Raw genomic sequence first — 19,719 nt, forward strand, 5'->3', positions numbered from 1 at the left:
ACGTACAGCTCCTCGCGGGTGGTGTCGTCGGTGACCAGGGGGTGGGCGGTGTCGACGGTGCCGCCCTGGGAGCGGGTGATGGTGGAGGCGTAGAGCAGCTGGACGTTGGCGGCGACGTACTCGGCGGGCAGGGTGAGGCGTCCGCGGTGCTCCATGTGGCGGACGTTGAGGGAGCCGTCCTCGTGGCGCTTGAGGATCTCCCAGGCGTCGCCGTTCTTGAGGAAGTCGCGGCCCCGGTTGGTGGTGAGCTTGCGGTCGTTCTTGCGGGTGACGATCCAGTCGCCGCGTCCCGCGCGATTGCCGTCGCGTAGCAGGACGCCGTCTTCCTCGACCTGGCCGGCGGCCACACGGTCGTCGCGGGCGCGGGCGGACAGGGCGGTGACCTGGCGCGTCAGGTAGGTGTAGCCGTTGCCGGCGGTGAGCTTGTGGATGGTCATCAACGCGACCACCCCCGGCTTTCCCGAACCTGGATGAGGGTAAGTGCGACGGCTAAGCAGCCTGTGGCTGCCCATCACCTGCCTGCGATTCGAGAACTAACTGCGGCACCGACGCATCTTAGGGCCATGGTGGCAAACCGCAGCGCTCCTTCGGTCGAGGGCTGCACAGCTCGGTGGACAACCGACCTGGAACGAAAAGGAGCGATGGGCGTTCGAGGCGTTCAGCTCGTGGTGCGCTCGACTTCCAGGACGTCGTACAGGTGGTACCCGGCACCCCAACGGGCAAGGCGCTCGCGGTCGATCAGGTGGAGCCGGTGCTTCTCCGCGAAGGCGACGGCCGGTGCGGTGAAGCCATTCAAGCCGACCATGACAGGGACGGCGGCCCTGTGCTCCGGTCGGGCGGTGCCGTTGAAGGCCTGCATCGCTTGGGAGCCGATCGGCTTCGCGTACCTCTTGCACTGCACCACGACCCGCCGCCCGACCGTGTCGCGAGCCAGCACGTCCGCCCCGAGGTCACCGGCACCGCCAACGCACACCGCGTCGGTAAAGCCGTCCCGGTCGAGGAGCTCGCGGCACAACTCCTCGAACCGCTCAGGTGACGAACCGTCGAACACCTCAAGGGTGTAACCGACCGGCCGGAACTCGTACGACGCGGCCGGATCGGGCTGCGGCACAGGGCGCACCGGCCGGCTCGCCCAGTGGGTGAGCCGGTCGGTGATCGCGTCGGTGACAGTGGTGCGGGCAAGCACGATGCGAGTGGTGATGCCAGCCCACACCAATGCCCACAGCGGGGAGAGGAACCGCCGCAGAGGGCGGTCGAGACCCGTGCGGACAAGCACCCAGCGCAAGGCGACAATCAGGACACCAGCGCACGCTAACGCACCTGCAGCGGCGAGCGGGTTCGCCCAGGCCCAGATCACTCCCTGCCACACGGCTACGGCCACGGCGAGTACGGCGACGAACAGGGCGACTCCGATCCGGTTGCTCTCCGCCTCCGTGGTGCTGTCGCCCTGTGGTGTCATTCCGCTCTCCGGTTGCTGAGCACTGCGTTCCGAGTACGTTCCGGAGCCGCGGCCGCGTACGCTCACCGTCGTTGCAGCGGGCGGGGCTTCGGCTTCCTCGGCTTCTCCTGTGCGGTGGCTGTCAGGTTCCGCTGAGCGCGATCTCGATGAGCTCGTGTGCGGCATCGCCGTAGAGCGCGGACGGCTGGAGGCGGTCGAAGGCCTTGCGGAAGAGCGCGAGGCGGTCGGGGTCGGTGATGGTCTCGCCTCCCCGGAAGCCTTCCACTTCCACTCGGCGGTCGTCGAAGATGGAGAACCCGTCGCCCGGGTAGATCTGCAGCCGGGCCCTGGCCGGAATGATCCCGAGGGTCAGGCCCGGCAGCGAGAGCGCCTCTGCCAGTCTGCGCAACTGAGCACGCATCACCTCGGCGCCACCGATGTTGGTCAGCAGGGCCTGGTACCCGAGCAGGACATGGTAGGTGCGGCCCTCCTGCCCGAGGAACTGGGCGCGAGCGGTCCGGGCCGCAACGCCTGCCTGGACGTCATCGGGGATGCCATGGAAGTCGACGACCAGGCGCAGCATGGCTTCTGCGTACTGGGGCGTCTGGAGGTTGCCCCAGACGACGTCCGGCGAGTAGCCCACGTAGTGCTGGGTCGATCCGACAAGGTCCAGGAAGGACCGCTGTACGGGGCCGGTTCCTTGCTGCAGAAGGCCGTCCCAGTTGCTCTCGGCCGCGCCCGGTGCTGTCGCCATGAGTGACATTGTCCCAGCGAACGGGGCTGGCTGTCCGGGAGTTGGGCCCTCTCGCTGCTGACCCTTCATGGAGCGTGCAGGATCTGGCCAGCCGCAGGTAGCGCGAGCCTTGGTCACTTCTGCTCGTCTTCACAGGTCGGGGTGAGCCGCAGGTGGATGGCCAGGACTCCGAGGGCTTCCTTCTGAGGTGGGTAGATCTCGCGGCAGGCGGCAAGCAGTTCAGTGCGGTTCATGCCTTCGCTGCCGATCGCCTCGTTGTCCTCGGTGTCGAGCATCGCTTCGAAGGTCGGGTACTCCTCGACCTTGAGGACCCGCGTGCGGCAGCGGGCGTCGCCGGACTCGAAGAGGAGTGTCTGGCCGGGCTGGATCCTGCGCATGCTCGGGTAGCCGACGCGGACCTCGATCGTCTTGGTGCCGGTCGCGATGAGGTCGAGGTAGGGGCGGCGGATCTGGATGACGCGGGGCTGCTCGGGCATGCGGGTCTCTCTAGGCCGGGACGGACAGGGCGTTCAGGCGCTCGCGGAGTTCGGCGGCCGCGTTGTGGCCGGGGTAGCGGCGGGCCAGGTAGCTGGTGAGGTCGGTGGCGCGGTTGCGCACGGAGTCGACCACGCGCTCGGAGCCGAGCGCTTCGGTACCGAGGGCGACGGCGTCCTGGGGTGCGCCGAGTTGGGCGTGGGCGAGGGCCAGGTCGATGCGGGCGATGGCCTCGCGGCTGGGTGAGCGGGACGCGGCAGGGGCGGCCTCGTAGACCTGTAGGGCGTGCTCGGCGTGACGGCGGGCGTCCTCGGCCCGGCCGAGCCAGATGCAGGCGGTGGCCGGGTAGGAGGTGAGGGCGTAGTCGGCCAGCGGCAGTGGGTCCAGGCCGAAGCGGCGGGCCATCCGGACGGGCAGGAAGCGGTGGGCGTCCTCGGCGGAGCGCAGGGAGGCGGTGAAGCCCTCGGCGTCGCCGTCCGCCGCCGCGGCGCGGGCGGCCTGGGCGTGGAGGCGGACGGTCAGCGGATGGGTGGCCGGCGCCTGGGTGAGGCCGCGGCGGGCTGCGGCGAGTGCTCGGTCGGCGCGGTGCTCGTACAGGTTGATGGAGGCGGCGGCGTCCATGGCCCAGGCGCACAGCTCGCCGTGTCCGGCCTGCCGGCCGTGCACGAAGGCGTCGTTGGCGAAGGCGAGACCGGCGTGGGGGCTGCCGAGGTCGTGGGCGAGCCAGGCGAGGAGTTCGGAGAGCCAGCCGGCGTAGGCGAGCAGTTCGCGGCCCTGCTCGTGGGTGTGCCGGGCCTTCAGTAGCGCGTCCACCTTGCGGCGGTAGTCCAACGCCTCGGTGAAGACCTCGCGCGGGGGCTTGACGGAGTAGGCGTCGTTGAAGTCGGTGACGGCGAGGTCGAGGTGGTCGAGCGTGCCGGCGCCCAGTGAACTGGCCTCGGCCTGGCGGGTGAACTCCAGTGCCTCGGCGGCGGCCTGGTCGAGGACCTGGGCGGCGGTGGCGGGCGCGGCGAGGGCGAGCCCGGTGAGCATGAGCGCGGTCCGCCGGTTCGTGGCCGCCACCTCCTCCAGCCCGGCTTGCGCGTCGGCGGGCGTGGTTCCTGGCGGAAGTGTCTCACCGTCCGCCCCGGCCGCACAGACCGGCCGGGGCGTGTAGTCCGCCGCGAGGCCGAGCCGTACCGGGCCGGTGCGCAGGAGGCGGCACAGCAGGTCCTGGTACTCCGGGCTCGGCGCCTTTCCTGCTTCCCAGTCCTTCCAGGAGCGCTCCGTCAATCCGACCTTGCGCAGCTTGTCCCGTTCGACCAGGTCGTGTGCCGCCCGGACCGCCTCGGTGACCGTCCAGCCCATGGCCATCCGGTAGGCCTTGAGCGGGCGGTGGCCGCAGTGTGTCTCGATCTCCTTGGCCATCAGCTCGACCAGGTCGTACGGCACCGGCACCGGGCTCCCGGCCTGCCCCAGCATCCGTTCCCGGATCCGGTGCCCGCAGGCGGCGGTGTGCGCGCCATCCGGCGTCGTGGTGCTGGTGACGGCCATCGGTGACCTCCCCTGGTCAGCACTGCCCGCTCCCGGCGTGCGGCGCTCCGGCTACCCCGGTATGCCTCGCCGCCGCTTGTCCGAACCGCCGCGCGCAAGGGCGGCGGCGTCGCCCGGACCGGGCGGCGATCTCTCACTACAAGCGACCGGTTCGTCACGCCAGGCTAGCGGGTGACGCCAACTCAGGCGCCGTCCTCACGACGGTGAAGGAGGCAGTCGTGCGCATCCTCGTGGACGGGCTCGACATGTCCGGCAAGACCACCACGGTCCAGACCCTCATCTCCCTGCTCGACGACTGCGGCATTCCGGCGGTGCGCCACCGCGGCATGCTCGCTCAGCACCACCCGGTCGAGCCGCTCCTCAAGCGGCTCCCGCTCGTGCGCCAGGCCGAGTCCAGCGCCATCACCGCCGCCTTCCTGGCCGGCGGGTACGCCCTGGACGCCGCCCTGGTACGGCTCGACCCGCCCCGCACCGGCGACGCCGTGCTCATCCAGGACGGCTACGTCGACCGCACCCTCGCCTTCGGCATGGCCGGCGGCCCCTACCTGACTGCCGCGCTGGGCCTGTGGGCCGCCCGGTGGTTCGCCCGGTTCGACGTCGCCGTCTATCTGCACGCCCGCCCCGAGGTCCGCCGCGCCCGGATGGAGTCCCGCGACAAGGTGGACTTCGCGGACCGGCGCAGCGTCGAGGACGAGGCCTTCGCGACTCGGTTCAACGCGGCGCTGCTGCACGGCGTGGGCCGACGCCACGGGTCACGGCTGCTGGTCTTCGACACCGCCGAGCACCGGCCCGAGGAGATCGCCGAGCGCGTCCTCGCGAAGGCGGGGCTCGCGTTCACCGTCCCGGCGCCCCGCACGGCCCCGGCCCGGGAGTGCTCCGCGACGACGGCCGGGAGGATCGCGTGACCACCTCACCCACCGTCGTGGACGCCGGAGTGTGGGATGAGGCCGCCCGCGGCCTCACCACGGCGCTGGGCCGCAGCGTCCTCGTGAGCGTCGAGCGGTTCACCACTGCGGGCCGAACGACCTACACCGGTCCGCTCGCCCTGGAGGCGGCCCGTCCCGCCCTGGCGATCGGCTGCTACCGGCCCTGGCCGCCGGCCGCGGCGCTGCGCGCGCTCGCCGCCGAGAGCACCACCCAGGTGCGCGGTGTGGCCCAGCGCCGCGACTGGATGGCGGGGCTCGACCGCCAGGCCCGTTCGGCGATCGCCGCCCTGGACCGCCCGGTGGTCGTCTCCGCCTGGTACGGCACCGACCTGCTGCGCTCCTGGGCCGGGCCCAGTGGCGTGGTCGCGGCGATCGACCACGGCCTGCGCGCCCGGATCGAGGACAAGGCGTATTTCGGCGAGTTGCTGCTGGACGCCCGCGTCCCGGCGGCCCTCCATCTGCCCGGGGTCCGGGTCGACGGCCCGCTGCCGCACCTGGCACGGCTGCGCCGCCGGGTGGGGGCCGTGCGGCTGGTGGTGCAGTGCGGCGCGGACTCCGGCGGCCGGGGCACGGTCTTCGTGAACGAGGAGGCCGACCTGGTTCGGGCGGCCGGGATGCCGGGCCCGTACCGGGTCACCGCGTTCACCCCGGGGTGGTCCTCGAACGTCACCGTGCTGTCGGTGCCGGACCACCGGGGCGGGCTCCGGGTGTACGTCGACCGGCCTTCCCACAAGGCGGTCGGTGTGCCGGAGGCGGGGATCGGCCCGGGCAAGAGCGCCGGGAACTGCTGGTCCGTCCCCTGGCCCGAGCCGGCCGCCGCCGCGGTGGTGGACGCGGCCGAACGGGTCGCCCGCTGGGCGTGGTCCCGGCACGGCATGTCCGGGCTGTTCGGCCTGGACTCGATCCTCACCGACGACGGCCGGGTGTTCCTCAACGAGATCAACTGCCGCAACCAGGGCACCACCGAGGTATCTGCGGTCAATCAGCAGCTGCGCAGCCTGCCGCCGTTCGTCGTCGCGCACCTGACCACGCTGCTCGGCGGCCGGGTGGAGTGGCTGCCCGACCCGGACGAGTTCAACGCCGCCACAGTGCGCACCGCCGCCTCGACGGCGCCGGGCCCGTACTACCTGAAGCTGCGCCACCGGGGCGATCGGCCCGTCGTCCTGGACGAGGGCCTGGCCCGCGCCGGCCGCTACCGCATCCACGGCGGGCGGCTGCGCTGGACCGGTCCCGGTGCCCACCCCGCCGAGGCCGGAGTCGGGGAAGTGCTGCTGGCCAACCTGCCCGAGCCGGGCGTGGTGTGCCTGCCGGGCGCGGAACTCGGCACCGCCGAAGCCGTCACCCCGTGCGGCGGCGGACCGTTCGCCGGACCCCACCGGCTCTCCCCCGTCGGGCGCGCGCTGCTGAACGCCCTCGACCGGCACCTGACTCCCGCCGACCTGCCCACCACCCGCTGAGGAGCGCGACCATGACCACCCAGAGCACGCCCCGGCTGCGCGACCAGCTGCGCACCCTGCCCACCGAGGCCCTCCTCCACCTGCAGTACCTGCCGCCCGCCGTCGGCTGCGTCAACCGGTGTGCGATGTGCAGCCAGGCCGCGGGCAGCGACATCTGGCAGCTCACCGAGCACGGCCTCGGCGACCTCTTCCACGCCCTCGCCGAGGAAGCCGCCGAGCGGGGCGTGCGCATCGGCGGCGGACGCAGCCACCGCCCGCAGGTGCTGTTCCCCTACCTGGACAACGACATCGCCTCCTACCCCTACCTGGACACCTACGCCCGCCTCGCCCGAGACGTCCTCGGCGTGAAGATCCGGGTCTCCACCGTCGGCTGGTCCCAGAGCGCCGGCCACCTGGCCCGGATGCACCGCCGCCTGGCCGAGGACTTCAAGGAAGTCTTCGACGGCATCCGCATCTCGCTCACCCCGTACGCCACCGGCTATGCCGGCACGTCGCCCGGCACCAGCCGCGACCGCTACACCGACGACCTCGCCCACGTCCTGCGAACCTACCGGCCGTTGTTCGAGCACCTCGGCCACGGCGCGGCCACCGCCGCCGTCGAGCTGCGCTTCGCCCCGCTGATCGGCCTCGGCGAGCTCACCGACACCCGCGTCGACGGCCACCACGTCCTCGCCTGCGGCCCCCACCTGCTCATCGCCGCCCAGCCCGGCACGGGCGAACTGCCGTACACCGAGATCGTTCGCCTGGACGAGCGGGCCCAGCCGGTGCTGTCCGAGAAGGGCCGCCTCTACCTCCACGTGACGGCCGACGCCGCCGAACTCACCACCCAGACGGTCCGCGACGCCCTGGACGGCGTCCTGCCCGTCCAACACCGCGCCGTCCCCGTCCGACTGCACCGGCTGCGCAACGCGGACGGCGACTACTTCGCGGCCGACCCGGACTTCCACCCCGACGGCCGCTTCACCGCCCTCAACCTCTACCCGGCCACCGAACGGCGCAAGAACGCCGGATACACCGACACCACCCGGCACTTCCTCAACACCCTGCTGGCCTACAAGACCACCCGCCGGATCGGCCGGCGTCAGGCCTTCCCCGCCGCGACCCCCGCCGACATCGACGGCGTCCTCACCGCCCTGCGCCAGCAGGCCATGGCCCTGGACCCCGTCGACCGCCTGGCCGCAGCCCACTTGCGCGAGCAGATCCTCCCGCAGGTGAGCGTCTACGCCCGCGCCCTACTCAAAGCCGGCTACCCCGCGAGCACGTTCTTCGACCACGCATTCACGATCGACACCGGACAGATCGTCAACCAGGGCCGCGCCCAAGCACTCTTCCGGGGACTGGCCGGCACCAACGGCGAGCCGATGACCCTGCGCGAGGAGCGCGGCTTCGGACAGGCCAGCGTCTCCAGCGACCGCGGGCCGATCTGGCGCATCACCCCGATGCCCTTCGGCGGCGGGCACCTGCCGTCGGCCCTCACCGGAGGCAAGAACATCCGGACCGCGCGCCCGACGCTGATGGTCGAGGAGATGGACCCCTGCCATCTGTCCCCCGTCATCCGCGCCACCGGCTGCCGCCTGCGACGCATCCCCCTCACGGGCGTCGATATGGAGCACGTCCCGCAGAGCGAAGCCCGAACCCTCCACGGCTTTCCCGGGGCAGTCTAGAAAGCGACGCCAAACCCCAAACCCCTCCCGGCCGTTGAGCCGGGAGGCATCATCGGGCCCACCCCGCCCGGACACGTCCACCGAGGAGACCCACACCCATGAGCACCACCGAAGCGACGACCGAGCAGCCGTTCAGCAGGATCAAGGTCCGGGTCACCGGGCTGGTCTTCTGCGGCACCGAGGTCGCGCTGCTGCGCCGGGACCGCGCCGACTCGACGCACTACACCACCATCGGCGGCAACGTCGCCGCCGGCGAGGACTTCCGCGCCGCCGCCGCCCGCGAACTGCAGGAGGAGCTCGGCCTCGCCCCCGACCAGGCCGACGACCTGGAGCTGATCGGGATGGCGGACGCCCGGGTCACCCGGCCCGGGCCGACCGCCGCGCCCCGCAAGATCCACCTGATCTACCGCACCCACGTCACCCCCGAGGTCCGCGCGACCCTGGCCACCCAGGAGTTCGACGAGCTGCCCGACGGCAGCCACGAGGTCGGCACCATCGAGTGGATCGACTACCGAAAGACCGCCGACCTGCCGCTCTTCCCGCCGATCGGCAAGGTCCTCGCCCAACTCCCCACACCGCAGGCACAGCTGGCGACGTTCGAGCTGGAACCGGTCACCGACCAGAACTACACCTGGATCTGACCACGACCGGTGGGCCCGGGACCCTGGAGCTGGGTCCCGGGCCCACCGGTTTGCCTCGACACCACCGGGGCGGGCGCAGCGCCGACACGTTCAGGGCGAAGGCGCGCGCGGCACAGAACCGATCGCGAGATCACGGTAGTCAACGGGCTGCGCCCCGCGGGCAGGCCGGGCATGGCGGCACGGTGGTGTCCATGACGCCTGGCACTCCGTGGAGGCGATAGACCGCCGCCGGATTCCCTTCGGTGCGCATCCGATGTCTGATCGCCGCCAGGTCCGCGCCGACCGTGCTCTCGGAAACGCCCCGGAGCAGCGCGACCTGTCGATTGGTGCGCCCGTGGGCCACCGCCCGGAAGGAAAGCACGGCCAGGGGCGGCAGAGGCGTCCTCAGCCCGGCCAGGGGCGGTACCAGCAGGCCCGTACGGCAGGCGACGTCAACGACCTGCGGCGCCGACTCGGCCCCGGTCTTGCACTTCAACCTGAGCAGGCGACCCCGCGCCACGTTGTACGACCAGCCGGTACGGTCCGCGATCCGCACGGAGTTCAGGTCCCCGGCCAGCATCGCGAGCACCACGGCCTCGCCCTCGGTGAGTTCGATGTAGTGGCCGCACCTCCGCATCGTGGGCTCCTCGACCTCCGGCAGCGGCGGCTCCGGCCGGTGAAGCACCGTCATCACATCTCCCAGTTGCACGGACGCGGGTGCGCACCACGCAGGCACGCCCCCCTTTCGCCGGTCACCACATTGTCCGCGTTGCGGCCCCAGTGCTTTACGAGCACCGGGTCGACCTCACCGAGGACGCTTTCGACCTACGCAGGGACGACTGCGTGTCCCCTCCGCCGCTGGGCCATCCGACGCACCCCGGCCAGGCACGGCGAGCGAGCGCGGCGGCGTTCGCCTCCTGCACCACCCCCACCCGGCGCAGGACGACGTTCGGCTGCGCTTCCGCCTCGACAGCGGTGGCCTGGCCGAAGGACTCCATCAACTGCACGTCGAGCTCGAACCACACGGACCAGCCGCTGGCCCGACCCGCGTTGTCGCGCCGTTGGTACCACCCCGTGTCGTCCGCGTAACCCTCGACGACGCTGATCCCCCGACCGCCGGTCGCGTTCAGGTCCTCGGCGCGACTACCCATGTCGGGCACCGTGCTGCGGGGGTCGGTGACGGTGATCCGGAGCCGGCTTCGCCGGGTGTCGATCTCACCCACGACGAGCAAGTCGGCTTTCTCGTCGGCGTGTCGGCCGCCGTACTTGATCGCATTGGTGACGAACTCCGAGCTGCACACGCGCAGGGCGTACGACCGGTCGTCGTCGAGGGCGACGGCTCTCAGGCGATTCACGTGGTCGCGGAGCTGGTTACGGATGTCGACCACGGAGGCGGTTCTCAGCGGGGTCCTGTGTTCGAAGACGCGGTACATGGGCTGTTCCTCCGGGCTGTACGTGGGGCGGGTGATCCCGGGCCGCCGGGAAACCTGCGAGCGGGCGCTCACCCCGCCCACTGAGATTCGCCGCACAACCACCGCCCGGCAAACGGAAGAAGTTCCTGTTCCTGCTCGAACTCACTGGCTCCGGTCTCGATTTTTGATAAACCAGTAATGAGTTACTGGTTCTGACATGTCATCAGTACATTTGGGGGCTAGGATTTCAGCCGGTGACAGGGAGGTGGGCCATGGCTCATGGGCCGTCCTGTGCAGCGCGCATCAGGGCTGCTGCCTCAGCGAAGAGTTGGACGATCGACATCACGGTGTCCGAGATCGTCGGGTGCTGCGATGTCAGTCCGCTTCGTGCTCACCGGCTGGCCCGGGGATGGACGCGCGAGTGCGCGGTCGCCGAACTGATCGCCCTGTGTACGGCCTCCGGGCTCCATCGGCCGCGTCTTGACGCCGAGCAGCTGGGAGTGTGGGAACGGGGCGTCCGGACGCCCCGGATGCAGACCATCGACCTGCTGTGCCGCCTGTACGAGACCGATGCGCAGGGGCTCGGCCTCACCGGCGGCTACCGAACGGAGATCCCGTTCACCGGGGCCGCGTTCCCTGCGCCTGCCCACCCGCGCGTTGCAGCTGCCCGCTCTCCAACAGCCCTCTCCCTCCTCGGTGCCGGCGACGCCTTGGACGCGCTGTCCCGGTCCCACCGTCGCGCCATCGAGCGCACGCTGGCGGCGACGACACTCACCAGTGGTGAACTGGAGTCACTGGAAGGAAAGTTGCTCGCCCTGCGGAGGGAGTACGTCAGCGCTCCTCCGATGGTGATCCTGGCCAGGCTGCTGACCACCTTGGAGGAGGTCCGCCAGTACTCCGAGGAACGGCAGCCCGCACTCGTCCAGGTTCGGCTGTCCGAAATGCTCGCGGTACTGTCCACCCTCACCGCTGACGCCCTGATGAAGCTCAGGCGCAAGGAGCAGGCTCGGGACTGGTTCGGCACCGCAAGGTCGGCGGCCGACGACAGCGGCAACCGCGAACTGCGCACACGGGTACGCGTGCAGGCAGCGATGCTCCCGTTCTACTACGGCCCCCTGGAGGAAGCGGCCGCCCTCACCCGTGAGGCCGTGCTCCTCAACCGCGGACGCCCGACCGTCAGCGGAGCCTTCGCCTCCGTCGCCGACGCCCGGGTCAGGGCACATCAGGGTGACCAGGAGGGAGCCCACACGGCAATCGCGCAAGCCCGTGCCCTCTTCGAACGCAGCCGGCCACCAACCCAGGGCCACGAGGACGACGCCTGGGCGTTCCCCTACCGGCGCCTCCAGCTGTATCTGTCGGGCACCTACACAGCGCTCGGGGACACGGCACAGGCCGGACGGGCCCAGGACGAGGCGCTGCGCCTCTACCCCGACCACACCGGCATCGACCCGGCGCTGCTGCGGCTGGAGCAGGCGATGTGCCTGGTCAAACAGCACAGTGTGTCCGAAGCGTGCCAGCTGGCCCACGAGACGTACCTGATGGTTCCCGAGGACCACCGCACGCAGATCCTCGGCACCCGCGCGGCCGACGTCATCAAGCTGACGCCGGAGAACGTACGGCCGCGCGCCGCCCGGGAGCTCAGCGAACTCCTGGCGCTGCCGGGCTGCGCGACGTGACAGATCGGCCCGCCGACCGGCAGCCTGACAAACATGAGTACTCCGGTCGTCCGGATCGGCGGGTTCGCCGAGTCCGAGGTTGTCACCGTTCTCGAAGCCGCCTGCACGCTTGTCGGGCTCGACTCGGCGGACGCCGTCATGCTGCGCGGCCACACCAACGCCGTCTACCTCCTGCCGGCCGCCGGCGTGGTCGCCAAGATCGCCCGGGCCGGCACGTCCCTGACCGGTGTCCGTCGCACCGTGCAGCTGGTGCAGTGGCTCACCACTCACGGCTTCCCGACCGTCGAGTTGCTGCCGCTGGAGCAGCCGGTCATCGTCGACGGGAACGCCGTGACGTTCTGGCGCCACCTTCCTCAACCCGACCATCCCGTACCCGCGGCGTACCTCGCCGGGCCGCTCCGTACGCTTCACGAGCTTCCGCCTCCTCCGTTCGAAGTGCGCCCCGTCGACACCGTCGGAGCGATCAGGCGCTCGATCGCCGAGACGACCGCGCTCCCCCAGGACGACCTCGCCCTCCTCGAAGAGCACTTGGCCGAACTGGAGGCCGCACTGCGCCAGGTGCGCTACGCCCTGACCCCTGGGGTGTTGCAAGGCGATCCGCAGCACCGGAACGCCCTGCACCACCAGGGGGCCGCGGTGTTGTGCGACTGGGACGCCGCCTGTTTCGGGCAGCCGGAGCTCGACCTCGTCACCGTCGAGATCCACTGCCGTCGCTTCGGCTACGGTTCGGCCCACTACCGGGAGTTCGCCGACCGGTACGGCTTCGACGTGACCTCGTGGGAAGGCTTCCCGGTGTTGTCCGGGCTGCGGGAACTGAGGATGATCACGACGAACGCCAAACGAGCTTCTGCCGGCAGCCCGACACTCGAAGAGGTTCATCGCCGCGTCCAGGGCCTGCGCTCCGGCCGTGACGAGCTCAGCTGGAACATCATCTAGCCACGTTGCACGGCAGACCTGGTCGGGAGAGCAGGAGTCGTATTCCGGCGCTCTCAAGATGCCGACACGGTCGGCCTGCATCGGCTTGTCCACCGGGGTACATGTTCCTCGGCAGAGCTATGACGTCGGGTGTCGCTTTCCTCCTCGATTCGAGAGAGGGGTGTCCACTCCGCCCACCCCTCGTCGACTACACCGATCTCGCCTTGCCGATGCGCTGGGGGAAGGTAGTAGCTGGGACGAGCGAGTTAGTAGTCGTTGTTACATTGTCGAGCCGACCATCCCCGTCTGCGGCTGCGGTACCCGGACCGTCCCACGGACCTAGCGCCGGCCGAGCCTGGACCTCCTGGCCTCGGTTCCCGGTCCGCGGACCGGGAACCGAGGCCAGAGCGTGCGGCGGAGCCCGGACAGTCACGGGGCCCGCCGCACGAACCTCCGACAGTGGTGGGTCAGAGCGTGCGCAGGGCACCCTCGGCGCGTAGGGCGGCGAGGGTCGGGTAGCCGTCGACGGCCATGATCAGGTCGGCCTCGGCGAGCAGTGAGCGCAGCACGTGGACGATGCCGTCGGTGCCGCCGACCGCGAGGCCGTAGGCGTACGGGCGGCCGATGCCGACGGCGGTGGCGCCGAGGGCGAGGGCCTTGATCACGTCGGCCCCGGAGCGGATGCCGGAGTCGAACAGCACCGGCAGGCTGTCCGCCGCCTCGACCACGCCGGGCAGGGCCGCCAGGGCGGGGAGGCCGCCGTTGGCCTGGCGGCCGCCGTGGTTGGAGCAGTAGATCGCGTCCACGCCGCCGTCCCTGGCCCGGCGGGCGTCCTCGGGGTGGCAGATGCCTTTGAGGATGATCGGCAGGTCGGTGAGGGAGCGCAGCCAGGGCAGGTCGTCCCAGGTCAGGGGGTTGCCGAAGATCTGCACCCACTCGCGGACGGCGGCCTGCGGGTCCTCCTCGGGCGTCTTGGCGAGGCGGGCCCGGAAGACCGGGTCGGAGGTGTAGTTGGCGAGGGCGTGGCCGCGCAGTTGGGGGAAGTTGCTCACGGCCAGGTCGCGCGGGCGCCAGCCGGTGATCCAGGTGTCCAGGGTGATCACGATGCCCTTGAAGCCGGCGGCCTCCGCCCGGTGCACCAGGCTCTCGGCTAGCACCCGGTCGGTGGGGGTGTAGAGCTGGAAGAAGCCGGGGGTGTCGCCGAACTCGGCGGCGACCTGCTCCAGCGGATCCACCGTCAGGGTCGAGGCGACCATCGGCACCCCGGTCCTGGCGGCGGCGCGGGCGGTGGCGAGGTCGCCGTGCCCGTCCTGGGCGCACAGCCCGATCACCCCGACCGGCGCCATGAACAACGGTGCCGGCAGCCGCAGTCCGAACAGGTCGACGCCCAGGTCGCGCCGGGCGGCGCCGACCATCATCCGCGGCACCAGGCCGTAGCGCTCGAAGGCCGTCACATTGGCCCGCTGGGTGAACTCGTCACCGGCGCCGCCCGCCACGTACGACAGCACCGAGGGCGGCAGTGCGGCCTGCGCCCGGGCCTCCAGCCCGGCGAAGTCCATCGGCATGGTCGGCTGGACCCCGAACAGCCCCTCGAAGTAGATCTCGTTCTGGAAGTCCCCGTACTGGCCCTTCGACTTCACGTCCACCGTGCTCGCCGTCCTTCCGACACCGCCCGTCCGGGGCCCTCCCGGTGGCGGCAGCTCCCACCGTGCCGACAAACCGGCCCGGGGACCATGTCCCCGGCACCAGTGGACGCCGCCCGGGTTTTGTCGCCACGGACAGAGCGGACGGGCCCGCGGTCGGGGATCGCCGTCGGGAACTGCGAGTCAGGCCGCAGTGTCGGCCGGTACGGCGTCCCGGTGGCGGCGGGCTCCCCCGGTGGCCCGGCGGATCCACCAGGCGGTGACGTAGACGGCCAGGGCGGCGATCAGGCCGGCGCCCGCGCCCTTGGCCGCGTCGGACAGCACCCCTTCGACCAGGGCGTCCAGCGGAACCCCGTCCCTCGCCTCCGGGGCGGTGAGCCGCCACCAGGCGTGGGCGACGGCCCCGGCCAGGGCGCCCAGGGCCAGGGCGAGCAGGACCCGGCGACGGGTCGCGGCGACGGGCCCGGTGAGGACCGTCCCGGCGTGGAGGCGATCCCGGCGGCGCCACCCGTACACCGCGAGGACGGCTAGGCCGCCGATCGTGCTCAGGTGCTGCAGCGCCCGCGCCCAGCTGAAGCTGCCGACCAGGGTGGAGTTCAGCCAGTGGACGTGGGTGACCACGAAGCCGTCGACGTGGGTGAAGGAGTCCCAGACCAGGTGGGTGGCGATGCCGATCAGGGCGGAGAGCAGCACCCACCCCGCCCGCCGGAGCAGCGCGCCGACCGTGCGGGAGGGCGGCTGGGCGGTGACGGGCAGCCGCAGCAGGGCGGCCACCGGCCGGTGGGCGGCCAGGAGCAGGCCCCAGAGCAGCAGGGTGTACGGCAGCGTGACGGCGGGGACGCCGGACACCGAGTGGGTGGTGGTGGCGTTGACGAAGGGCTCGTACCAGGACTGGGCGCTGACCGGCAGGCCGATCGTGGAGACGAAATAGGGCAGGTCCGGGGCGACGGCACCGGCGACCAGCGCGGCGCGGCTGAACGGGCTGCGCAGCAGCGGCAGGACGGCGGCGGGGTGGGACAGGGTGAACGGCATGGCTTTCCTCTCACGCGGACCAATAGTCCGTTGAACGGAATGCTACGTCAAACGGACTAATGCCTGCGCGACGGACCCTGCCGAGCACGACGAACCCCGCCGAGGGGCCGGGAGGGGCCGTTCGGCGGGGTTCGGGAGCTCTCAGGGGGAGGTTCGCCCCAGCCGGGCGGCGAGCAGACCGCCCGCCGCGACGGCCGTCAGGACGGTCGCCAGGCAGGCGACGGCGGTCGCGTCGCCCCAGGCGGTGGTGCAGGCCTCGGCCAACAGCGGCGGGGCCGCCAGGGCCGTGGCGGCCAGTTCGCGGCCGCCGTTCGAGCCGCTGCGGGAGCCCTGCCGCCAGGCCAGCGCGACGCCCGTCGCGCCGAGGACGAGCAGCGGCCAGCAGCCGTAGTCGGTGGAGACCCCGGGCAGCACGTGCGCGTCGACGGCCGCCCGTGGCACCAGCACGAGCGCGACCATGGCGCCGGCCGCACCCGCGCGACCGGCCGCCATGCCCTCCGAACGCCGGTCCGGCGGGCAGCCCAGCAGCGCGGCCGCCGCCAGCACGGCCGCGGCCGGGACGGCGACCGGGGATCCGAAGGCGGGCCCGCTGACCATCGCGGCCGCCGCGAAGGCGAGCAGCCCGAGCACCGTGCAGGGCACGCCCACCCGCCACCGGCCGGCCAGCGCGGTCGCCGCCCCCACGAACACCAGCAGGGCGGAGAGCAGCAGCACGCCCCAGGTCCCGGACAGGTCGACCCGGAGTTGCAGCCCCAGGGGCGTGGGCGAGGCGACCACGGCGGCGTACCAGCGCAGCAGGTGCAGGCCGGCGGCGGTGGCCGAGGCGGCCAGTACCAGGGGCTGGGCCAGGCCGAGGACCTTGGGGAGGGCGGCGGCGGGTCCCAACCCCACCCGCATTCGCAGCGCCTGCCCCGCCAGGTCGGCGCCGTCCCGCAGGCGCACGCCCAGCGGTTCGCCCGCCGTCAGCTCGTGGAAGGTCGCGGCGATCTCCTCGCCGTGGGCGCGGCGGTAGGCGGCGGGGTAGAGCCGCAGCACGTGTTCGATCACGGGCCGGTCGCCGCCGGGCGGACCACGGACAGGCGTCGGGCGGCCTCCCGCGCCGTCGCCGCCAGGCGTTCGGCCTCGGCGGCCAGTCGTTCGCGCCCGGTAGGGGACAGATCGAAGATCCGGCGGGCCCGGCCGTCCACGATCTCCTCGCGCTCGACCACGATCAGGCCGTCGGCCAGCAGGCGGTCCAGTGCCCCGTAGAGGGCGCCGGTGCGCAGCGAGACCCGGCCGTCGGTCATGGCCTTGATCTCCTGGGCGATGGCGTATCCGTGCCGGGGGGCGTCCGCGAGGGCGGTCAGGACCATCACGGTGGGTTCTTGCATCACTCGCTCACTCACCCCATGACGATAGTCACTCCGTCGGACTATCTCAACGAAGCGACCGCCTCGACGGGGGCGGACACTGCACCCAGGCCCGCCGAAACCGCACCGGACCCGCCGAACTCGTGGCGGATTCCGTGAACCCGGCCACCCCGGGCCGGGCGACGGTCGATCCTGGAGCCCGCCCCATCCGTGATTCCGTTCGACGTCGCCGACTCCGTTCGATCCTGGAGGCACCGTGCCCGACCCATCCGCGTCCGCCGACCTGCTCGACCGGCTGGCACTGCCCGAACTCGCCCGCTCGGCCGCCCGGATCCAGCCCGAACTCACCACCCTGAGGCGCAAGTTGCATCAGGTGCCGGAGATCGCGCTGGACCTGCCGCGAACCCGGGAGCTGCTGCTCGGGGCGCTCGACGGCCTGCCGCTGGAGCTCACCCTGGGCAAGGAGCTGAGCTCGATCACGGCGGTGCTGCACGGTGGACGCCCCGGCCCGGCGGTGCTGCTGCGCGCCGACATGGACGCGCTGCCCGTCCAGGAGAACGTCCGGGTGCCGTACGCCTCCCGGATCCCGGGCCAGATGCACGCCTGCGGGCACGACCTGCACATGGCCGCACTCGTCGGCGCCACCCGACTGCTGGCCGAGCGGCAGGCGGAGCTGCCCGGCGACGTGGTGCTGATGTTCCAGCCCGGCGAGGAGGGGGCGGGCGGCGCCCAGCTGATGGTGGACGCGGGCGTGCTGGAGGCGGCCGGTCGGCGGGTGGTGGCCGCGTACGCCCTGCACGTGGCCTCCGCGCTGCTGCCGAACGGGGTGGTCGCCGCCCGCCCCGGGCCGATGCTGGCCGCCTCGGACACCCTGTGGGTCACCCTGCGCGGGCGCGGCGGGCACGGCTCCAGCCCGCATTCGGCGCTGGACCCGGTCCCGGCGCTGTGCGAGGCGGTGCTGGCCCTCCAGACGATGGTGACCCGGCGGCTGGACGCCTTCGACCCGGTGGTGCTGACCGTCGGCACGCTGAACGCCGGTACGGCGGCCAATGTGATCCCCGACGAGGCGCGCTTCTCGGCGACCCTCCGCTCCTTCTCCGAGCGCTCGCGGGACCTGGCGCACACCGAGGCGCTCCGGGTGGTCCGCGGGGTCGCGGCCGCCCACGGGCTGGAGGCGGTGGCCGAGGTGGAGCCCGGCTACCCGGTGACCGTCAACGACCCGGTGGAGGCGGCCTTCGCGGCCGGCCTGGCGACCCGGCTGCTCGGGCCGGAGCGCTACGCCGAGATGCCCCAACCGATCGCCGGCTCCGAGGACTTCGGCGTGCTGGCCGCGCTGGTCCCGTCGGCCTTCGTGATGCTCGGCGCCGTCCCGACGGACGGCCGCGACCCCTTCACCGCGCCCTACAACCACTCCCCCGACGCCGAGTTCGACGACAGCGTGCTCGCCGACGGCGCCGCGCTGCTGGCCGGGCTGGCCCTGGGGAGGCTGGCCCGGGGGTAGACCCGGGGGGTAGGCCCGGCTCGAAGGGCGGCTCGGGGCGGCCGGCCCGTCACCTCCCGTCGGGGCCGAGCGGCCGCGCCTCCGGGCGCGGCCCGGTGTAGCTCGCCCGGGCCCGCATCCGCAGCGGCTCCTCCTGGTACTCCTCCACCGCGTGGGCCAGCCAGCCCGGGGTGCGGGCCACCGCGAAGACCACCTCACCGGCCTCGGCCGGCAGTCCGGCGGCCAGGGCCAGGGCGGACAGCGCGAGGTCGATGTTGGCCCTGGGCCCCGGCCCGCCGGCCGGGGCGGCCGCCGCCTCCACCGCGGCGACGGCCGCCACCACGGCCGCACCGCCGTCCAGCAGCGCCACCGCGTCCAGCAGCGCCACCGCCCGGGGGTCGCCCTCGGGGTAGAGCCGGTGGCCGAGGCCGGGGATCGGGCGGCCGGTGCGCAGGTAGTCGGAGACCACCGGTACGGCGCCGGCGACCAGCACCTCGGCGAGCATCCGGTGCGCCAGCGGGCTGGCCGCGCCGTGCAGCGGGCCGTCGGTGGCGCCGAGCCCGGCCGAGACCACGGCGTACGGATGGGCCCGCGCCGAGGCCGCCACCCGGGCCGCCACCGTGGACACCGCCAGCTCGTGGTCGATCAGCAGCACCAGGGCGCGGTCCAGGCAGGCCAGCGCCTCGGGCGTCGGTGCGGCGGTGGCGAGCCGGCTCCACAGCCGGGCCGCCAGTGAGGCGTCCGGCCCGGGGTCGGGCGCGGTGCGCGGCAGGGCCTCCACCATCCCGGCGATCAGCGCCGCCCCGGCCGCCAGCACGGTCTGCTCGCGCAGGTCGAAGCGGAGCGGGTCGAGGGCGGCCGCGACGGTGGCGGAGATCCGCAGCCGGTCCGGCAGCCGGATCCCGTCCGGCAGCGCGGCGGCGGCCCGGGACAGCGCCTCGGCGGTGGCGGGCGACACCCGCAGGTCCACCGGGGCGTCGGTGCCCCGGCCCCAGAGCCAGCCGACCGCGGCCTCGAAGCCGTACCGGGTGGCGAGTTCGACGGCGTCCCGGCCGCGGTAGTAGAGCCGGCCGTGCTCGATCAGGGTCAGCCCGGTCCGCACCGTGACCGGTTCGCCGACCACCGGACGCACCGGCGTGCGGCGCCCACGGGCGGCGAGCTCCGCCACCTCGTCGGCGTCGAAGGTGCTGCCCTTGCCGTCCGGCGCCCGCTCACTGCTGAGCTGCCCCCGACTGGCGTAGGCGTACACCGTCTCCACCTTGACGCCGAGCCGTTCGGCGACCTGCCGGGTGGTCAGGCGTTCGCCCATGGTTCCCCTCGTCTCCCCGCGCACCTGGATCACCGCA

At 72.5% G+C, this 19,719-nt stretch carries 18 protein-coding genes and 1 pseudogene; 7 read left to right on the forward strand and 12 right to left on the reverse strand.

The window, feature by feature from the left end:
* From ACIP4P_RS42315 to ACIP4P_RS42335, 5 genes and pseudogenes are all read right to left on the reverse strand, one after another.
* A pseudogene (locus ACIP4P_RS42315) lies at positions 1–437 on the reverse strand (conjugal transfer protein); the annotation flags it as partial.
* A gap of 221 nt (positions 438–658) precedes the next feature.
* Complete coding sequence (locus tag ACIP4P_RS42320; protein ID WP_400928966.1) at positions 659–1,459, reverse strand: restriction endonuclease; 801 nt, start codon at positions 1,457–1,459, stop codon at positions 659–661.
* A 121-nt stretch (positions 1,460–1,580) separates the two neighbouring features.
* Positions 1,581–2,192, reverse strand: a complete 612-nt coding sequence (locus ACIP4P_RS42325) for a DUF5753 domain-containing protein (protein WP_400928969.1) — start codon at positions 2,190–2,192, stop codon at positions 1,581–1,583.
* Positions 2,193–2,305: 113 nt separating this feature from the next.
* Complete coding sequence (locus tag ACIP4P_RS42330) at positions 2,306–2,668, reverse strand: ASCH domain-containing protein (protein WP_400928971.1); 363 nt, start codon at positions 2,666–2,668, stop codon at positions 2,306–2,308.
* Between the two features lie 10 nt (positions 2,669–2,678).
* Positions 2,679–4,199: a tetratricopeptide repeat protein gene (locus ACIP4P_RS42335; RefSeq protein WP_400928974.1), complete on the reverse strand. Its 1,521-nt coding sequence runs from the start codon at positions 4,197–4,199 to the stop codon at positions 2,679–2,681.
* 218 nt (positions 4,200–4,417) lie between these two features.
* Between ACIP4P_RS42335 and ACIP4P_RS42340 the strand changes: the two genes are divergently transcribed.
* The 4 genes from ACIP4P_RS42340 (at position 4,418) to ACIP4P_RS42355 (ending at position 8,887) form a co-directional block, all read left to right on the forward strand.
* A complete protein-coding gene (locus ACIP4P_RS42340) occupies positions 4,418–5,104 on the forward strand; it encodes a hypothetical protein (protein ID WP_400928977.1) in 687 nt (228 codons plus the stop codon).
* Positions 5,101–6,582 (forward strand): hypothetical protein, encoded by a 1,482-nt coding sequence (locus tag ACIP4P_RS42345; RefSeq protein ID WP_400928980.1) that lies wholly within the window; start codon positions 5,101–5,103, stop codon positions 6,580–6,582. Before ACIP4P_RS42340 ends, ACIP4P_RS42345 begins: the two co-directional genes overlap by 4 nt.
* 11 nt (positions 6,583–6,593) lie before the next feature.
* Complete coding sequence (locus ACIP4P_RS42350) at positions 6,594–8,246, forward strand: hypothetical protein (RefSeq protein ID WP_400928983.1); 1,653 nt, start codon at positions 6,594–6,596, stop codon at positions 8,244–8,246.
* Positions 8,247–8,344: 98 nt separating this feature from the next.
* Positions 8,345–8,887 (forward strand): NUDIX hydrolase, encoded by a 543-nt coding sequence (locus ACIP4P_RS42355; RefSeq protein WP_400928986.1) that lies wholly within the window; start codon positions 8,345–8,347, stop codon positions 8,885–8,887.
* Positions 8,888–9,026: 139 nt separating this feature from the next.
* Here ACIP4P_RS42355 and ACIP4P_RS42360 read toward each other — a convergent pair whose 3' ends face one another.
* Together ACIP4P_RS42360 and ACIP4P_RS42365 are read right to left on the reverse strand one after the other, a co-directional pair.
* Positions 9,027–9,557: a helix-turn-helix transcriptional regulator gene (locus ACIP4P_RS42360; protein ID WP_400928989.1), complete on the reverse strand. Its 531-nt coding sequence runs from the start codon at positions 9,555–9,557 to the stop codon at positions 9,027–9,029.
* Positions 9,558–9,651: 94 nt separating this feature from the next.
* Complete coding sequence (locus ACIP4P_RS42365) at positions 9,652–10,299, reverse strand: ATP-binding protein (RefSeq protein ID WP_400928992.1); 648 nt, start codon at positions 10,297–10,299, stop codon at positions 9,652–9,654.
* A 509-nt stretch (positions 10,300–10,808) separates the two neighbouring features.
* Here ACIP4P_RS42365 and ACIP4P_RS42370 point away from each other — a divergent pair.
* Positions 10,809–11,954, forward strand: coding sequence for a tol-pal system YbgF family protein (locus ACIP4P_RS42370; protein ID WP_400928995.1), 1,146 nt, complete (start codon positions 10,809–10,811; stop codon positions 11,952–11,954).
* Positions 11,955–12,092: 138 nt separating this feature from the next.
* Positions 12,093–12,890, forward strand: a complete 798-nt coding sequence (locus ACIP4P_RS42375) for a phosphotransferase family protein (RefSeq protein WP_400928998.1) — start codon at positions 12,093–12,095, stop codon at positions 12,888–12,890.
* Positions 12,891–13,336: 446 nt separating this feature from the next.
* Here the strand turns inward: ACIP4P_RS42375 and ACIP4P_RS42380 are convergent, their stop codons facing one another.
* The 4 genes from ACIP4P_RS42380 to ACIP4P_RS42395 form a co-directional block, all read right to left on the reverse strand.
* Positions 13,337–14,515: an alpha-hydroxy-acid oxidizing protein gene (locus ACIP4P_RS42380; RefSeq protein WP_400929001.1), complete on the reverse strand. Its 1,179-nt coding sequence runs from the start codon at positions 14,513–14,515 to the stop codon at positions 13,337–13,339.
* 180 nt (positions 14,516–14,695) lie between these two features.
* Positions 14,696–15,544, reverse strand: coding sequence for a DUF4184 family protein (locus ACIP4P_RS42385; RefSeq protein WP_400929004.1), 849 nt, complete (start codon positions 15,542–15,544; stop codon positions 14,696–14,698).
* A 141-nt stretch (positions 15,545–15,685) separates the two neighbouring features.
* Complete coding sequence (locus ACIP4P_RS42390; protein ID WP_400929007.1) at positions 15,686–16,591, reverse strand: hypothetical protein; 906 nt, start codon at positions 16,589–16,591, stop codon at positions 15,686–15,688.
* On the reverse strand, positions 16,588–16,914 hold the full coding sequence (locus ACIP4P_RS42395; RefSeq protein WP_400929010.1) for a PadR family transcriptional regulator: 327 nt from the start codon (positions 16,912–16,914) through the stop codon (positions 16,588–16,590). Before ACIP4P_RS42395 ends, ACIP4P_RS42390 begins: the two co-directional genes overlap by 4 nt.
* A gap of 235 nt (positions 16,915–17,149) precedes the next feature.
* Between ACIP4P_RS42395 and ACIP4P_RS42400 the strand changes: the two genes are divergently transcribed.
* Positions 17,150–18,394 (forward strand): M20 family metallopeptidase, encoded by a 1,245-nt coding sequence (locus ACIP4P_RS42400; protein WP_400929013.1) that lies wholly within the window; start codon positions 17,150–17,152, stop codon positions 18,392–18,394.
* A 49-nt stretch (positions 18,395–18,443) separates the two neighbouring features.
* Here ACIP4P_RS42400 and ACIP4P_RS42405 read toward each other — a convergent pair whose 3' ends face one another.
* On the reverse strand, positions 18,444–19,682 hold the full coding sequence (locus tag ACIP4P_RS42405) for a citrate synthase (protein WP_400929016.1): 1,239 nt from the start codon (positions 19,680–19,682) through the stop codon (positions 18,444–18,446).
* Positions 19,683–19,719: the final 37 nt, after the last annotated feature.

This window comes from Kitasatospora sp. NPDC089509, assembly GCF_044749365.1.
Classification (GTDB): domain Bacteria; phylum Actinomycetota; class Actinomycetes; order Streptomycetales; family Streptomycetaceae; genus Kitasatospora.

Excerpts from the sequence above, each read along its gene's own strand:
- ACIP4P_RS42335 (WP_400928974.1), bottom strand. The coding sequence starts at position 4,199 with ATGGCCGTCACCAGCACCACGACGCCGGATGGCGCGCACACCGCCGCC.
- ACIP4P_RS42320 (WP_400928966.1), bottom strand. The coding sequence starts at position 1,459 with ATGACACCACAGGGCGACAGCACCACGGAGGCGGAGAGCAACCGGATC.
- ACIP4P_RS42350 (WP_400928983.1), top strand. The coding sequence starts at position 6,594 with ATGACCACCCAGAGCACGCCCCGGCTGCGCGACCAGCTGCGCACCCTG.
- ACIP4P_RS42405 (WP_400929016.1), bottom strand. The coding sequence starts at position 19,682 with ATGGGCGAACGCCTGACCACCCGGCAGGTCGCCGAACGGCTCGGCGTC.
- ACIP4P_RS42365 (WP_400928992.1), bottom strand. The coding sequence starts at position 10,299 with ATGTACCGCGTCTTCGAACACAGGACCCCGCTGAGAACCGCCTCCGTG.
- ACIP4P_RS42395 (WP_400929010.1), bottom strand. The coding sequence starts at position 16,914 with ATGCAAGAACCCACCGTGATGGTCCTGACCGCCCTCGCGGACGCCCCC.
- ACIP4P_RS42385 (WP_400929004.1), bottom strand. The coding sequence starts at position 15,544 with ATGCCGTTCACCCTGTCCCACCCCGCCGCCGTCCTGCCGCTGCTGCGC.
- ACIP4P_RS42355 (WP_400928986.1), top strand. The coding sequence starts at position 8,345 with ATGAGCACCACCGAAGCGACGACCGAGCAGCCGTTCAGCAGGATCAAG.
- ACIP4P_RS42325 (WP_400928969.1), bottom strand. The coding sequence starts at position 2,192 with ATGGCGACAGCACCGGGCGCGGCCGAGAGCAACTGGGACGGCCTTCTG.
- ACIP4P_RS42375 (WP_400928998.1), top strand. The coding sequence starts at position 12,093 with ATGCTGCGCGGCCACACCAACGCCGTCTACCTCCTGCCGGCCGCCGGC.
- ACIP4P_RS42360 (WP_400928989.1), bottom strand. The coding sequence starts at position 9,557 with ATGACGGTGCTTCACCGGCCGGAGCCGCCGCTGCCGGAGGTCGAGGAG.
- ACIP4P_RS42370 (WP_400928995.1), top strand. The coding sequence starts at position 10,809 with ATGCAGACCATCGACCTGCTGTGCCGCCTGTACGAGACCGATGCGCAG.
- ACIP4P_RS42330 (WP_400928971.1), bottom strand. The coding sequence starts at position 2,668 with ATGCCCGAGCAGCCCCGCGTCATCCAGATCCGCCGCCCCTACCTCGAC.